Origin of the sequence: Campylobacter showae, assembly GCF_900573985.1 — a bacterium.
GTDB classification, from domain to species: Bacteria; Campylobacterota; Campylobacteria; order Campylobacterales; family Campylobacteraceae; genus Campylobacter_A; species Campylobacter_A showae_E.
In genome coordinates this window covers 1-13,134 of record NZ_UWOK01000003.1, presented here as the reverse complement: position 1 = coordinate 13,134, position 13,134 = coordinate 1, and the positions used below count along the sequence as shown (strand labels likewise).

The window sequence follows — 13,134 nt, the reverse complement described above, 5'->3', positions numbered from 1 at the left end:
CTTTTTAAGCGGATTTTCTATCTCCACCATGTCTACAGTCAGGTTCTTTGGATTTTTTACTATTTGAGCATCAAAAGATAGGCCTTATTATACGGCTTATAGCGGAAAAGACGTAATATTCGCGATCATGGGCAAAAAAGACTTTGCTGCGCGCCTAATAGGTGGAATTTACAACGCTCTGATCTTTACGGCCGAGAACGAAAAGAAAAATCAGCTCGATCTAGATCAGTGGCAAACCGCCCAAGACAACCTAGCTCAAATCAAAAAAATAGCTAAGGAATGGGAAGAGCAAGGCAATAGGATTAAATGCTAATATATATTAAATACCAGCATTATTATAAATAATAAGAGTTATCATTTTTTACTATACTACAATTCAAGAAAAACTAAGTAGATTTATATAAATTTTTAAGCCGTCCTCTGCTATAATTCCCCCTGTAATTCGGATTTAAGGCTACTTAATACATTCAAGCAGCTCATAAGCCGCCAGTGGCGGACAAAGAGCAAAAAATCAACAAAACAGTAACATTTTACGGGCGTTTTTAAAACGTGATATTTATCAATGTTTTTTAAACAAGAGATTTCAGGCTAGGGCGTATTATGCCCTTAAATTTCGAATTACGCAAAAATTGTTTGAGTGAATAAAACCCCCTTTGTCCGAATTACAATAAACAAAAGGAGTTGTTAAGTGAAAAAAACAATTATAGCATTTTTAGTTGCGCTTTCAGTGATCCTCGCGGGTTGCAGCGCTTTATTTAGCGTTGGGCATAGCAATACCAACACTATAAACCAAACAAATCATAAAAAATAAAAAAGGATAGAAACATGTCAAGATTTCCAGGAATACCGGGACAACCACAACCAACACCAGGCGTTAATTATAACAGTCTTACGCTTGAGGACAAAGAAAAATACGTTATGATCATCTCTAGGCTACTAGGCTTACGAGCCGATGCTACGATAGAGCGTATTACTCCGGCGGTAGCCAAAAAGGTCGATGAGTTTCTCGACGAGGCTGCAAGATGCACCAAAAGGATCGAGAGAGTAAATAAAATTTTTATTGCGCTAGGTAGAGGCAATATTATGAAAGCCGCCAAAGAGCTTATAAAAATGTATATAGACAAGCTAGAGGATGATAAGGCAGACTATATTAACATAGCTTGCTACGTCATTTTAAAACGTAAATATGCCCAAGAGGTTCAGTATATCTTCTTTATGGAAGGGATTGGCGGTATATTTTAACCGCTTAGATAATAAAGCCTGATTTTGCGATCAGGCTTTATTTTTTAATTTTTTACTTCATCGTGCAAGCCACTTCATTTCCTAAATCGCAAGCCCTAGTATAAAATTTCTTAGCATTAGCCATATCGCCTTTTTTTTCATAGCTAAACCCGACCAACATGCAACCGTCGGCATTTTTTAAATTACAAGCTTTTTCATGAAATTCGGATCTTTTAGGGTGATTCTCATCCATTGAAAAATAAGCGTCAGATACTTTCAAACAAGCCTGCGCATCGCCGCCGTCGCATTTCTTGATATTATCCTCCAGTTCCCCGGCACTCAAATTTAAAGAGCATAGCCCGGCAACGACCATAGCTAAAACGATTTTTTTCATTGTTTTCCTTTTGATGAGATTAGCTTTTATTATATCAAACATCCCACCTATTTACAACCCCAACTTTTTGCGCTATAATTCTAAAAAATAGTTAAATATTTTATAGGGCGAGCATACCGCCCGTATATACGTAATGCTTTCGCATTTCGTATAACGTTCGGTGCTCGTAAGGGGGCAAATCCCCCTTAACCCCCTTAAGCGACTCGTGCCGTAACAATTGAGAGGTTTAAATTTGATCGATAACTCGTCCGTAGAAAATAAAATTTTAATTTGCTGCATATACGTTGTAGCACTAGGTATCGTCTTTATGCTAGGCTGGCTGATATTCTCTTCAGTCTTTTTTCTATTAGCCTGTTTGCTGGGAGTTATCATACCTTTATGGTTTTTAAGCGAAATTTTAAGCTGGATTAAAGGCAGGAGTAATGACTGACGATCAGAACAAAAGCTTTCCAAAAAGCAAAAAAAGAGCTGGAAAAACTAGAACCATCACAAAAATAATGCGTCTTACGCCGGAGGAGTGGAATAAAATTCAAGAAAAAATGGATGAGAACGGGGGAGTAAATTTTACCAAATACGCCGTAAATTCGATGCTATCGCGATCTCTTACGAAAACGCCACTCACAAAAGAGCTTATCCTTGAGTTATCGCGCCAGGGTAATAACCTCAATCAAATCGCTACGAGGCTCAACAAGGGCGAAAGTCTTGACAAGGTAGGGTTAAGTATTATATCAAGGTCGTTTGAAGCCCTAAGGGGCATCTATAAGCTTCTAAACAGCAAACATCAAGACGAGCAAAAAAGCAAAAAACGATGATAGTCAAATTTCTACCCAGTAAAAGCGGCGGCGGTATAGGTAGCGTTAATTACGTCCTCAACGAAAGAGTACAGCAGGGTACGGCAAAAATTTTAAAGGGCGACGAGGCTCAAACTAGGGCTATCATAAGCCAAATTTCAAAAAAACAAAAGGTATGCTTCGGAGTTTTAAGCTTTCAAGAAAGCGCCGCAAGAATATCAGAACAAACTAAGCTAGAGATAATGGCTGACTTTGAACGCACGCTACTAGGCGACTTTATGAAAGAGCGCGTAAATATCTTGTGGGTGCAGCACGAAGACAAAGGCGGTAGGCTGGAGCTAAATTTCATCATCCCGAAAATAGACCTGGTCACGGGAACGAGCTTTAATCCGTTTTTCTACTCAAAACCCGACCTTACCAGGATCGATCTTTGGAAAAAAGCCGTAAATCTCGAATACGGCTTTAGCGATCCTGACGATCCTGGCAGAAAAAATACTATAAGCGCAAGCAAAAAAGACATTAAAAACTACGCAAACGTTGAAGCTTTGGATAAAACCTTACACGAGCTAGTAGAAGCTGGAATAATCAAAAGCAGGGCTCAAATGTTAGAACTGCTACGCGATGAAAATATACAAATCAGCCGGGAGACTAAAAACTCGATCACTGTGATCCTGCCGGGTAGTACCAAAAAAAATAGACTTCAAGGAGGAATTTATGCAGATTTCAAAGACGCTAGAGAGCTTGAAGAGCGCGGCGCAGAAACAATCCGAAGAATACGTCAATATCATAACCGAGATATTCAATCAGAAATTCAACAATACCGAGACCAAATTAACGAACTTGTATCAAAGCGAGATGAATACAATATCGGAGAATTTGAACTCAAAACTAGAAAGCATCGAGCAAAAAGCAGAATCGACATTCAGCAAGATAGAAGACTCAGCCAAGCAGACCAACGCCTACAAATGGACGACCTTGGCTCTAACGGCGATATTATTCGCGCTGATCGGAGCAGGCTCGGGCATATGGATAACCTGGAACAAAATAAACCCGGCAACGCAGTGGCAAATTCCGCAGGAAATGAGATACGTCGAGAGAACCAAGAGCAAAAAAGCGACCAATTATTTCCTCGAAATACCCAAAGAGAAAGTGCAAACGGATGGCAATATGGCTTACATACACATCAAGACGATCGAGGATTAAGCGATGATGACGGCATTAGAAGAGGAATTGATAACAGAAAACGAGAGATTGACGCAGCAAGTCAAGCAATTGCTCCTAGAGTTGAAACAAGAGCGAGACTACAGCAACGATCTAGCGATGAGGCTAAACGACTGGAAAGCGACAGACGAAAAAGAAATCAACGAGCTGCTGCAGAACATCAAGAACGAATACGAGAGCGTTATAGACGACTTGACGAAGAAAATACAAATCAATGGACAGAATATAGAGCTATTAGAAAAAGAGATGACGAGATACGAAAACTATATCAAGACGCAAGAAGAGCAGTTGAACAACTATTCCAGCGAGCTAAATCAACTATTGGCAACCTTATCGAGCATGCAAAACGGCTGATTCTCGAGCAAAAAGAGGAGCAAGACCGAGAAAAGCGCAAACGTAGCGGTAGCGGTATGGGGCTGAGCAGATAATTCACATTATCCTCTAAAAGAGGTAGCCTTGCGGCGCTTTAGCGCATAAGCAAGGCGGAATAGGGGGTAAGGGGGCGGTGCGCAGTGCGTAAGCACAAGCACGTACACACGCCCCGGTTCCGATTGTGTTTAAGCCAATTTTTGCGATTTTTTGCGACGAAGTTTTCTTTTAACCTCTTTTTTAAATTCTTTTATATCTTTTAGGGTCTCGCTAGAGCCGTGATACCAAGGGGTTTAGACATCATACAATAATAGATTTTCCGAAATACAATAATAGATTTTCCTTTTATACAATAATAGATTTTCCGAAATACAATAATAGATTTTCCGCTACTTTTCTATTATAAAAAATAATATATGGTATTGATTTATTATTCTATTTTTTATATAATACAATAATAAAATAATATATGGATTATTGTATGAACGAAGTCGTTAAATATTCAAACGAGCTACACGAGCTAAAATTTAATACTCTCACGGAAGCGCAACAAAACGTATTTTTTACTATCTTGCAACAGTTTAGAAATACGGACGGCTACATATTAGAACTTGATTTTTATAAAGTATTCGAGTTGGCTCAAGTAGCTGACAGCAGTAGCTATCGAAAAGAAATCTTAGATAAGCTCGGTAAGCTGCAAGAGTTTAAATTTCGGTATGAAATCAATGATGAAGGGGATTTACGGCAAGAGATTATTTTTCCCATGCTTGAAACAGACACCAAAAATAGAATTTTAAGAGTTCAGGTATCACAAGGTTTTAAGGATCGCTATATTTCAAGCCCACTAAAAGGCTGGACAAGGTATGAATTAGCCGAGTTTGTGGGGCTTAGCGGGACGTATGCAAAGACCATTTATCGATATTTGAAGCAGTTTAGGCAAACTGGTTTATGGCATATTAAATATAAAGACTTCAAGGAGCTTTTAGGGATACCCGAAAGCTATCAAGCGTGCAATATAGACCAGCAAATTTTAAAGCCAGCAATAAGAGAACTATCAGCAGAACGCAACCTGTTTGATCAGCGACGAGCACCGTTTAAGGGGCTTATGATAAAAAAGATTAAAAGCGGGCGAAATATCGATGCGCTAGAATTCTACTTTGAGCCGCAGCCTATAAGCGACATCGAGCACGACAAAAAAGAGAATCGCCGAAATTTAGACACGATCGCGAGCGACATCAAGCGCCAGGATATGCTTAGAGAGTTAAAGCGCAGCAATCCTATCACGGGCAAAGCCGTCAATGACTTTGACCCGTACATAGGCAGATACCTACGCATATACAACGAAAAAATGAACGTCACGGATATACTAAAAATTCAAAGCTTCGAGCAAAGCGGGGAGCAAATAGAAGTCAAGCTTTTCAACGTCGATGACGAATACTCGACCGTAATGAGATTTGACAATTTCAAGCACTTTAAAAATACTTTCGAGAGATACGGAGACTAAATGACGACAATCAAGGACGAACCCGGCTTAAACGAAGCAGATCAAAAAGAGCTTGAGAAAATCATCGCCGCAGACGATCGCGGCGAAATAGAATATATACTCTTTGAAGAATTCGACCGCAATATGAAAAACTTTTTGAAGAGCTTAGCCGCGCAAAATGCGAACTAGAAAAAAATCGGGTATTTTTTTGCCGCTCTTTATCCACAAGTAGCCGACGACGAAACTAGCCAGCAAGACCAACGGAACGTATAGGCCAATATTACTCCGACTGCACAGACCTTAAAGCCGACCAGCATATAATAATCGCACTAACAACCATAAAGAAAGCGATCACAAACGAACTCATTTTATCCTCCTATTTCTTCAATTCTCTAATTTCTTTTAAAATTTTTTTGGCATGCATAGTGCCTAAAATTATACCAATAAAAAGGACGACGGCGACTCCGCAAGCCCCGTAAAAAATAATCGCATCATCAAAATTTTTATAATGCGTAGCGATCCAGCTTACAAGAGCAGCAAAAGCGGTCATAAAAAATCCGATATAAAATTTTAACAGCCCTAGTCGCTCTTTTGCTTCATCTAATTTCGGCATTTTTTACCTCTGTTTTTGCTATATTGTAGCATTTTTTTAAACCTCATAGAACTTTTGCCTTGCTTGCTGAGAACTTTCGCCCTATCCATTCATCTGCCTAGTTATTAAATTTCTAAGTATTTGATTTTTACTGATGCCTTTTTCTTTGGCTTCTTTGGCTAGAAACTCCATCTCATCATCAGACAAATAGGCCGTCATCTGACGAGTCGGTGGATTTTCGGATTTTGGGCGTCCTAGTTTTTTATACTTGGCTAGAACAGCCTCTAACTCCGAGATCTTGTCTAGTTTCGCCGTTTGATCGTCCGCCTCCGCAAATCCGGTAGCAACCTCGTCGTTTAGTTTAAAATTTGAAAGATTCTTCATGCTAGGCCTTATTTTTTATGTACTCGATAATTTTATAGTATTGCAAATAGAAGTCTTTATACTGTGATCTTGATAAACCGTTTTGATTATAGAGCTCTGCAAAGCTCATGCCGTTTGCAATAGCGTTTTCAAATATCGCCGATCTTTTTAAAAGCATGTATTCGACGTCGTTTTTAAATCCAGCTCCCTTCAAGGCCTCTATAATAGTTCCCAGATCTCCCTTGTTCACAACGTCCGTCACCAAAACCATCATATTTTTAGTATAGTCTTTTATTTGATTATAGGTTTCTGCGGCTTTAAAAACAGAGTTTATTTTTGGAGTAACTGGCATGATTACAATATTGCACTCTTTTAGTATACTTAACACCCCAGGAGCTACAAAACCGCCAAAATCATACACTGTATTATCTGCTAGTTTACAAGGATTAGAAAACACGGCTTTATCGTATATCTGAGTAATTACAGAATTATCATTGGTCTGTAAATTTAAGCCCAGATCTTTTGCCAAACTAAAAGCCAAAGGCGTTTTGCCTACTCCACCTTTAGAATTAATTATCGCTATTCTCATACAAAGCTCCTTAAGTATTTTCTAAAAATTATAACTTATTTTATATTAACAACTTTTTAATATAAATAATTTGTTATATATAATAATTTATATTATTTTATAAGTTGTAAAATAATATAAGTTATAAAATAGCTCTAATATTTTTATACTATCTGCTTTTGTCTAATAATTCTATTTTTAACCATAGTATTCTTTTTAAGAAAAACTCCTTTGAAAATTTTTTAACCTATTCCAATCCTATATTATTCCTTAAAAATAAAAATCAAATTATTTTTATAATATCTTATTTCATATTAAGACCATTAAAAGAATGTTGCACTATAATTCTTTTAATATTTTGATACAAAAAATCATAATTATCATAAAGGATTTTAAATGAGATTAGCTATCAGTCTGGCTGCGGCTGCGACGGCGCTGCTCGCAAACGGCGCAAATCCCGACGTCATAAAGCCGATAAAGGATTTTACGCCTCCACCGCCATATACGCCAAACATCGCCCAAAGCGCATTACCCGAAAATCAATTCGACCGCGCGCCAAGGGATGATTATTTTTTCGTGACGGATTTGCTCGATAATTCGATGGATAAATTTCACGTCGCGGGCGGATTTTACGGCAGGACGTTTTACGGCTCGGGACTTTTTAAATACCGCGGCGCAAATTTCTATACGATTTTAAACGCGAACTTTTCTAAAGCCAACCGCTATAAAGACGGCGGCGGCAGAGAGTGGAACTACGGCTACGCTAGGCAAGGGCAAAGCGCGGTAGTGGGTTTCGTACCTAGCGAGCTAAGCGAGTTTAGATTTACGCTCGTGCACGATAATATCGACGACGACAAGCAGCCTCACCATACTGCCGACTCGATAAAGACGCAACGATATATCGGTAAGTTTAACGCCAGGCTAGGTAAAGAGGATTTATCTAATACGTTAAATTTTGAAATAGCATTGCGCGACGTGAGCAGAAGAAACGACAATTATCATTTGCGCCGCGTGGACCCTTTTAGTATGGTAAAGGTAGAAGTAGATAGAAAGATTATAGATACGGAGCTAAAATACGATGTTGATTTTTCAAACTGGCACAATGTGGTCGGTACAGGATATCAACACGATAATCACGAGGGCAAAAGATATCGTAAAATAGGCAATGATTGGGTTTTAAACGGCTTTAGGTTTGCAGACGTAACGAATAAAAAAACGAGAGTTTTTGATACGCTAAGCTATAAATTTACTGACGCGCACAAGCTCAGCCTAGCTCTAAACTACGACTGGATGAAGTCGAATTTAAATGATTTAAATACGGTTTATAACGGAGCAAGCGCGATAAATACCGTCGCTAAGCTTATTAAACAAATTTACGGCAAAGACTTTGACGGCAATATAAAACAGAATGGCTTAAGCGCTAGCCTAAAATACGACTTCACGCCCAATAAGCAAGATAATTACTATGTGGCTATAGAGAGTCTTTATCGTATGCCGAGCAATATGGAACGCTTTAGCAGTCTCTATGGGCCGACTACTAGAGGCTGGATCAGCAATCCGTTTATTAAGCCTGAGCGCCACAACCGCGTAAATTTGGGCTTTACTTATAAGAGCGAATTTTATAAAGAATACATGAGTTCGCGTCAGGGCGAGGATAGCTTTAGCGTGGGCGGGCACTTTATCGCAGACGACGCGCAGGATCTGATTATCTACGATCGTCGCCACTCTGTCGCGGCCTTGCCGATAAATAAAAACGCCGTTATCACGCGCAACGTCGATGCTAGAATTTACAGCGTAAATTTGCGCGGCGAGTATAATTTCGCGCGAAATTTCGGGTTAAAAACATTGCTATTTTACAACTATGGACAAAACAAAACCGACGGCAGACCGCTCTATCAGATCCGCCCGTTTGAGGCAAATTTGGCATTTGATTACAAAGACTACGCGAGCTTTGGCAGCTACAACATCGGCACCGCGGTGCGCTACGTGGCAAAGCAAAATAGGGGAGATTTCGATAAATCCACTGGCTTTGGCATCGACAAGCGCGAAGCGGCCAAGAGCTTTACGACGATGGACGTTTACGGCGGATTTGAGTTTAAAAATAGCTGGGGCGTGAGGCTTGGGGTCACAAATATATTTGATAAAGATTACGCCGAGTTTATTAGCGGCGAGCACGTAGGTGCGCTAGATCCAGATCCGGTGGTGCGTGCGCCGGGGAGGGCGGTGTTTGTCAGTTTTCACTCTAGTTTTTAAAGACAACTATCTGTATAGCAAGGAGATACAATATGAATAGACGAGGTTTTTTAGGATTTGGCGCGGCGATTGGCGCTACAGCTTTTGCACCGAGCCTTTTTGCGAAGGAAAACTTTACGATGTGGGGCGCGCCGGCAATTCCTAGCGTAATAATGGCCGTAGCAAGCCTACAAGGCGAGCTAGCAAAGACTCATGACGTGAGGTTACGTATTTGGAATAGTACGGATCAACTCCGAGCAGGCGTAGCTAATGGAGAAATAAAAATTACTATGGCGCCATCAAACGTGGGAGCAAACATGCGAAATCACGGCTTAAATTTAGCTATGCTAAATTTGCTTAGCCTTGGTACGATACAAGCCATGGTAAAAGATGAGAATATAAAAACTTTTGAAGATTTTATCGGCAAAAAATTAATAATTCCTTTTAAGGGCGACATGCCTGATTTGGTTCTGCGAGCGCTTTGTAAAAAACGAGGAATAGATATTTCCAAAATAGACATTACGTATACGCAGACGCCGCCGGAAGCTGCAGGGCTATTTCTACAAAGAGATTATGATATTTTAATCGTTCCTCAACCTCTTCCGGCAGCAACCATACTGCGCGGGAAGAAAATGGGGTAGCAGTACATTATGGAGTAGATATCCCTAAGGTATGGGGAGAAAGCTTTAATACCAAGCCGTACATTCCGATGGCAGGCATTATAGTCGACGTAGATTTTTATAAAGCAAATTTGCCTCTATTTGATACGCTTCATAGCGACTTAACTAACGCTCTATCTTGGATCAAAGACAACAAGCAAAGCGCTGCCAAAATAGGAGCCGAATATCTACCGGTTCCAGAGCCGGCACTGGTTAATGCATTTGATAGGGCAAATTTGACGGTAACAAAAGCTCGCGATATGCAAGATGAGATAATGTCATTTTTTGAAACTATTTTTGAGTTTAATCCAAAGCTTTTGGGCGGTAAGATGCCCGACAAGAGTTTATTTCTATAAATTTATAAAAAAAGGATAATGTTATGTTAAAACATATTTTGTGCTTATTATTTATTTCTCTAAATATTTCGTTTGCTATGACAAACGAACAGATTGATGAATTTATATCAAAAAATAGCGTAGATATTCAGACTTTAAATGGAGTCCCAAATAAAGTTTACGCCAGTAATCCGCCGTTACTATTTTTGCTATATGCCGTTGCTCCCGAGAAAGTCAGCGGTATAAATTCTAGTTTCGGCAAAAGAGAAAAGCCGTACCTAAAAGAGAGCATGATTAACCAGCCGGTAGTAGGAGGATTTTTCGGGCAAGGCAAAATTCCAAATATGGAAATGCTTTTAAAGCTAGATCCTGATTTGATACTGGTAAATTCTGATTCTAAAAATACTCAAAAGAAATTCAAAGAAACCCTGGGTGGCATAAAAAAACCTATGCTATACTTAAAAGGCTATGAATTAGAAGACTATATCGACTCTCTTGAAGTTTTGGGTAAAATTTTAGATAAGCAAGATAGAGTAAAAAGCTAATAGAGTATTCTAAAAAAACCATGGATATTTCAAAAGAGCTTAATGAATATATAGTAAAAAACTCGGTTGTTAAGCCCAAAATATACTATGCCGAAGATCCCGACGGACTAGCTACCGAATGCGAGGGCTCATGGCACACTAGGCTTATAGAGCTAAGCGGTGCCGAAAATGTGCATAAATGCAGCGGAAACCCGGATGCTACGGCTTATGGGCACATCAAAATTAGCTTTGAACAAATAGCCGAATACGATCCTGATATTATATTAATTTTCGAGAAGAGCTTTTATGATAAAATCTATGACGATCCTAAATGGCAAATACTAAAAGCCGTAAAAATAAAAGAGCTTATTACTTACCTCGCGAACCGTTTTCTTGGTTTGATCGTCCGCCTTCATTTATGAGATTCATAGGGCTTAAATGGCTTATAAATTTAACTCATCCTGATGTATTTAAATTCAATATGAATAAGGAAGTTAAGGACTTTTATAAATTATTCCTAGAGGTTGACGTAAGCGACAACCAAGTAAAAGAGCTTATAGGTGAGTAAAAAAGCCTTTACGTTTTTAAGTATCTTATTGCTAGGGTTTATGTTGCTTTCTGTACTAATAGGAAATACGGCTTTAATGCGGAAGATTATCTAATATATTTTAAAGCCGTTATAAAAGGCGAAGACTTAAAAATTATCAAGTTATGCATACTTTGATAACGGAAATTCGCCTTCCTAGAATAATGGCCTGCATTATAATAGGCGCTAGTTTGGCTATTTCTGGCTCAGCATATCAAGCCATGTTTGTAATCCTCTAGTAAGTCCATCAATACTTGGGGTTTTAAGCGGTGCCGGATTCGGCGCCGCCATAGGAATGTTTTTCGGATTAACGAATATCTCATTCAGGCTTAGTACCTTTGCGTTTGGTTTTATAGCGGTACTAACGGCCTTAAGTATATCGGCCTTTTATTCACGCTCCGGCAGTATTATAGTATTGGTTCTTGGTGGCGTTATTAGCGGCTCTCTTTTTACGTCTTTACTATCAGCATTAAAATACGCAGCCGATCCAAATGACTCATTGCCGGCTATTACTTATTTTTTAATGGGTAGCCTAGGGTTTGCTTCGAAGAATTTTATTCAAATTTCGATTTTGCCGATGTTTGTAGGAATACTATTGTTGGCCTTTAGCGGCAAATATTTAAATGCGCTGAGTCTGGGAGAAGAAGAGGCTAAAAAGTCTGGGCATAAATGTTACTAGGGTTAAAATTTTCGTTATTTTAGTTGCTACCTTTATCAGTGCCCTAAGCGTAACGATAGCCGGTATTATCGGTTGGATAGGCCTTATAGTTCCACATATGGCTCGTTTTATATTCGGAGCGGATAATCGCCACCGTATTGTCTAGTTTCAGCTATAATAGGTGCTATATTTTTACTCTTTTGCGATAACTTTTCGAGACTTATGTTTACTTTTGAAAGTCCCGATAGGTATAGTAACTTCACTGTTTTGGAATACCTATTATTTATTTTAGTGCTTCGTAGAGCTAAAAAGAGTTTTTAATGATAGAAATCAGAAACCTAAAATTCGGGTACAAAGAAAGAATATACTAAACGGTATAAGTTTAGTATCAAAAAGGCGATACGCTTAGTATTCTGGGCGCAAAACGGTAGCGGTAAAAGCACCCTCCTGCGTATTATGCTCGGGTTTTTAAAATTCGAGGGTACGGTAAATATATGCGGTTAAAAGCGTAAGGAATTACCGAAAAAAAGAACTTGCAAGGCTATATAGCCTACGTTCCTCAAACGCATGCCCCGTCATATGAATACTAGCGTATTTGACATAGTATTAATGGGCGCATTGTGCAGAACGTCTTTATTTTCTAACTTTAGCCTTGCCGATAAAAACTTGCCGAGTATGCATTGGAAAGAATGGGTATTTTAGAGCTAAAAGATGAACTTTATACTAGAATAAGCGGCGGACAAAGGCAGCTGGCATATATCGCTAGAACTTAGTACAAGGCGCCAAAGTTATTTTTATGGACGAACCTACGACCGGGCTTGACTTCGGCAATCAAATCAAACTACTTGACAATGATAAAGACGCTAAAAGACGAGGGGTATACTTTCCGTACAAAACCACTCATTACCCAATCGTCACGCTAAATTTGTTTCAAACTCCTAAGTATATGTTTTTAAAAGACGGCAAGAACTAGACTTTGGAAAGTGACCGGACATGAATTGGATTAAATAAACCATCCAAATATAGATTAAGATTACGGATAGATCATAAATATGAGGACAAAATCTACTGGACTATTACCTTCTAATTACGATAGGCTGGATTTCAATAAGCTTTATAAGGAGCAAAGAACAAATAG

18 protein-coding genes and 1 pseudogene are annotated in these 13,134 nt (G+C 39.0%); 15 read left to right on the top strand and 4 right to left on the bottom strand.

Annotated elements, in window-relative coordinates; translation table 11 throughout:
* Nucleotides 1-127 precede the first annotated feature (127 nt).
* Both EE116_RS12185 and EE116_RS12180 read left to right on the top strand, forming a co-directional pair.
* A complete protein-coding gene (locus EE116_RS12185; protein WP_122874725.1) occupies nt 128-313 on the top strand; it encodes a hypothetical protein in 186 nt (61 codons plus the stop codon).
* Between the two features lie 512 nt (nt 314-825).
* The gene (locus EE116_RS12180) at nt 826-1,242 is read left to right on the top strand and encodes a hypothetical protein (RefSeq protein ID WP_122874724.1); all 417 of its coding nucleotides are present in this window, start codon (nt 826-828) and stop codon (nt 1,240-1,242) included.
* A gap of 52 nt (nt 1,243-1,294) precedes the next feature.
* Here EE116_RS12180 and EE116_RS12175 read toward each other — a convergent pair whose 3' ends face one another.
* Nucleotides 1,295-1,615, bottom strand: a complete 321-nt coding sequence (locus EE116_RS12175; RefSeq protein WP_122874723.1) for an SEL1-like repeat protein — start codon at nt 1,613-1,615, stop codon at nt 1,295-1,297.
* 422 nt (nt 1,616-2,037) lie between these two features.
* On the opposite strand from EE116_RS12175, the gene EE116_RS12170 reads away from it, so the two are divergent.
* The 4 genes from EE116_RS12170 (at nt 2,038) to EE116_RS12525 (ending at nt 5,668) form a co-directional block, all read left to right on the top strand.
* Nucleotides 2,038-2,427, top strand: a complete 390-nt coding sequence (locus tag EE116_RS12170; protein WP_122874722.1) for a plasmid mobilization protein — start codon at nt 2,038-2,040, stop codon at nt 2,425-2,427.
* Nucleotides 2,424-4,055: a mobilization protein gene (locus EE116_RS12165; RefSeq protein WP_122874721.1), complete on the top strand. Its 1,632-nt coding sequence runs from the start codon at nt 2,424-2,426 to the stop codon at nt 4,053-4,055. Before EE116_RS12170 ends, EE116_RS12165 begins: the two co-directional genes overlap by 4 nt.
* 422 nt (nt 4,056-4,477) lie before the next feature.
* Nucleotides 4,478-5,500, top strand: coding sequence for a replication initiation protein (locus EE116_RS12160; RefSeq protein WP_163028092.1), 1,023 nt, complete (start codon nt 4,478-4,480; stop codon nt 5,498-5,500).
* The gene (locus tag EE116_RS12525) at nt 5,501-5,668 is read left to right on the top strand and encodes a hypothetical protein (protein ID WP_163028091.1); all 168 of its coding nucleotides are present in this window, start codon (nt 5,501-5,503) and stop codon (nt 5,666-5,668) included.
* Nucleotides 5,669-5,855: 187 nt separating this feature from the next.
* Here the strand turns inward: EE116_RS12525 and EE116_RS12155 are convergent, their stop codons facing one another.
* The 3 genes from EE116_RS12155 to EE116_RS12145 form a co-directional block, all read right to left on the bottom strand.
* On the bottom strand, nt 5,856-6,092 hold the full coding sequence (locus tag EE116_RS12155; protein WP_122874719.1) for a hypothetical protein: 237 nt from the start codon (nt 6,090-6,092) through the stop codon (nt 5,856-5,858).
* 81 nt (nt 6,093-6,173) lie between these two features.
* Nucleotides 6,174-6,455: a hypothetical protein gene (locus EE116_RS12150; RefSeq protein WP_122874718.1), complete on the bottom strand. Its 282-nt coding sequence runs from the start codon at nt 6,453-6,455 to the stop codon at nt 6,174-6,176.
* A gap of 1 nt (nt 6,456) precedes the next feature.
* Nucleotides 6,457-7,023 carry a ParA family protein gene (locus EE116_RS12145; RefSeq protein WP_163028090.1) on the bottom strand — a complete coding sequence of 189 codons (567 nt, stop codon included), beginning with the start codon at nt 7,021-7,023 and terminating at the stop codon, nt 6,457-6,459.
* A 375-nt stretch (nt 7,024-7,398) separates the two neighbouring features.
* Here EE116_RS12145 and EE116_RS12140 point away from each other — a divergent pair, with 375 nt between their 5' ends.
* The 9 genes and pseudogenes from EE116_RS12140 to EE116_RS12910 all read left to right on the top strand — a co-directional run bounded on the left by EE116_RS12140 (nt 7,399) and on the right by EE116_RS12910 (nt 12,969).
* A complete protein-coding gene (locus tag EE116_RS12140; protein ID WP_122874716.1) occupies nt 7,399-9,255 on the top strand; it encodes a TonB-dependent receptor domain-containing protein in 1,857 nt (618 codons plus the stop codon).
* 32 nt (nt 9,256-9,287) lie between these two features.
* On the top strand, nt 9,288-9,875 hold the full coding sequence (locus EE116_RS12945; RefSeq protein WP_241091718.1) for an ABC transporter substrate-binding protein: 588 nt from the start codon (nt 9,288-9,290) through the stop codon (nt 9,873-9,875).
* A gap of 68 nt (nt 9,876-9,943) precedes the next feature.
* The gene (locus EE116_RS12940) at nt 9,944-10,249 is read left to right on the top strand and encodes a hypothetical protein (protein ID WP_241091717.1); all 306 of its coding nucleotides are present in this window, start codon (nt 9,944-9,946) and stop codon (nt 10,247-10,249) included.
* A gap of 23 nt (nt 10,250-10,272) precedes the next feature.
* Nucleotides 10,273-10,773, top strand: coding sequence for an ABC transporter substrate-binding protein (locus EE116_RS12935; protein ID WP_241091716.1), 501 nt, complete (start codon nt 10,273-10,275; stop codon nt 10,771-10,773).
* 20 nt (nt 10,774-10,793) lie between these two features.
* Nucleotides 10,794-11,174 (top strand): ABC transporter substrate-binding protein, encoded by a 381-nt coding sequence (locus EE116_RS12930; protein WP_241091715.1) that lies wholly within the window; start codon nt 10,794-10,796, stop codon nt 11,172-11,174.
* A 289-nt stretch (nt 11,175-11,463) separates the two neighbouring features.
* Nucleotides 11,464-12,017 (top strand): annotated as a pseudogene (locus EE116_RS12925) (FecCD family ABC transporter permease).
* On the top strand, nt 11,998-12,162 hold the full coding sequence (locus EE116_RS12920; RefSeq protein ID WP_338120549.1) for an iron chelate uptake ABC transporter family permease subunit: 165 nt from the start codon (nt 11,998-12,000) through the stop codon (nt 12,160-12,162). The pseudogene EE116_RS12925 and the gene EE116_RS12920 overlap by 20 nt, the downstream one beginning before the upstream one ends.
* 221 nt (nt 12,163-12,383) lie before the next feature.
* A complete protein-coding gene (locus EE116_RS12915; protein ID WP_338120548.1) occupies nt 12,384-12,500 on the top strand; it encodes a hypothetical protein in 117 nt (38 codons plus the stop codon).
* A 292-nt stretch (nt 12,501-12,792) separates the two neighbouring features.
* Nucleotides 12,793-12,969: a P-loop NTPase family protein gene (locus EE116_RS12910; RefSeq protein ID WP_241091714.1), complete on the top strand. Its 177-nt coding sequence runs from the start codon at nt 12,793-12,795 to the stop codon at nt 12,967-12,969.
* Nucleotides 12,970-13,134: the final 165 nt, after the last annotated feature.

Bases quoted from the DNA above. Each gene is read 5' to 3' on its own strand.
- EE116_RS12140 (WP_122874716.1), top strand. From the start codon at position 7,399: ATGAGATTAGCTATCAGTCTGGCTGCGGCTGCGACGGCGCTGCTCGCA.
- EE116_RS12160 (WP_163028092.1), top strand. From the start codon at position 4,478: ATGAACGAAGTCGTTAAATATTCAAACGAGCTACACGAGCTAAAATTT.
- EE116_RS12935 (WP_241091716.1), top strand. From the start codon at position 10,273: ATGTTAAAACATATTTTGTGCTTATTATTTATTTCTCTAAATATTTCG.
- EE116_RS12910 (WP_241091714.1), top strand. From the start codon at position 12,793: ATGGACGAACCTACGACCGGGCTTGACTTCGGCAATCAAATCAAACTA.
- EE116_RS12930 (WP_241091715.1), top strand. From the start codon at position 10,794: ATGGATATTTCAAAAGAGCTTAATGAATATATAGTAAAAAACTCGGTT.
- EE116_RS12165 (WP_122874721.1), top strand. From the start codon at position 2,424: ATGATAGTCAAATTTCTACCCAGTAAAAGCGGCGGCGGTATAGGTAGC.
- EE116_RS12155 (WP_122874719.1), bottom strand. From the start codon at position 6,092: ATGCCGAAATTAGATGAAGCAAAAGAGCGACTAGGGCTGTTAAAATTT.
- EE116_RS12175 (WP_122874723.1), bottom strand. From the start codon at position 1,615: ATGAAAAAAATCGTTTTAGCTATGGTCGTTGCCGGGCTATGCTCTTTA.
- EE116_RS12940 (WP_241091717.1), top strand. From the start codon at position 9,944: ATGGCAGGCATTATAGTCGACGTAGATTTTTATAAAGCAAATTTGCCT.
- EE116_RS12945 (WP_241091718.1), top strand. From the start codon at position 9,288: ATGAATAGACGAGGTTTTTTAGGATTTGGCGCGGCGATTGGCGCTACA.
- EE116_RS12145 (WP_163028090.1), bottom strand. From the start codon at position 7,023: ATGAGAATAGCGATAATTAATTCTAAAGGTGGAGTAGGCAAAACGCCT.
- EE116_RS12170 (WP_122874722.1), top strand. From the start codon at position 2,038: ATGACTGACGATCAGAACAAAAGCTTTCCAAAAAGCAAAAAAAGAGCT.
- EE116_RS12185 (WP_122874725.1), top strand. From the start codon at position 128: ATGGGCAAAAAAGACTTTGCTGCGCGCCTAATAGGTGGAATTTACAAC.
- EE116_RS12150 (WP_122874718.1), bottom strand. From the start codon at position 6,455: ATGAAGAATCTTTCAAATTTTAAACTAAACGACGAGGTTGCTACCGGA.
- EE116_RS12525 (WP_163028091.1), top strand. From the start codon at position 5,501: ATGACGACAATCAAGGACGAACCCGGCTTAAACGAAGCAGATCAAAAA.
- EE116_RS12180 (WP_122874724.1), top strand. From the start codon at position 826: ATGTCAAGATTTCCAGGAATACCGGGACAACCACAACCAACACCAGGC.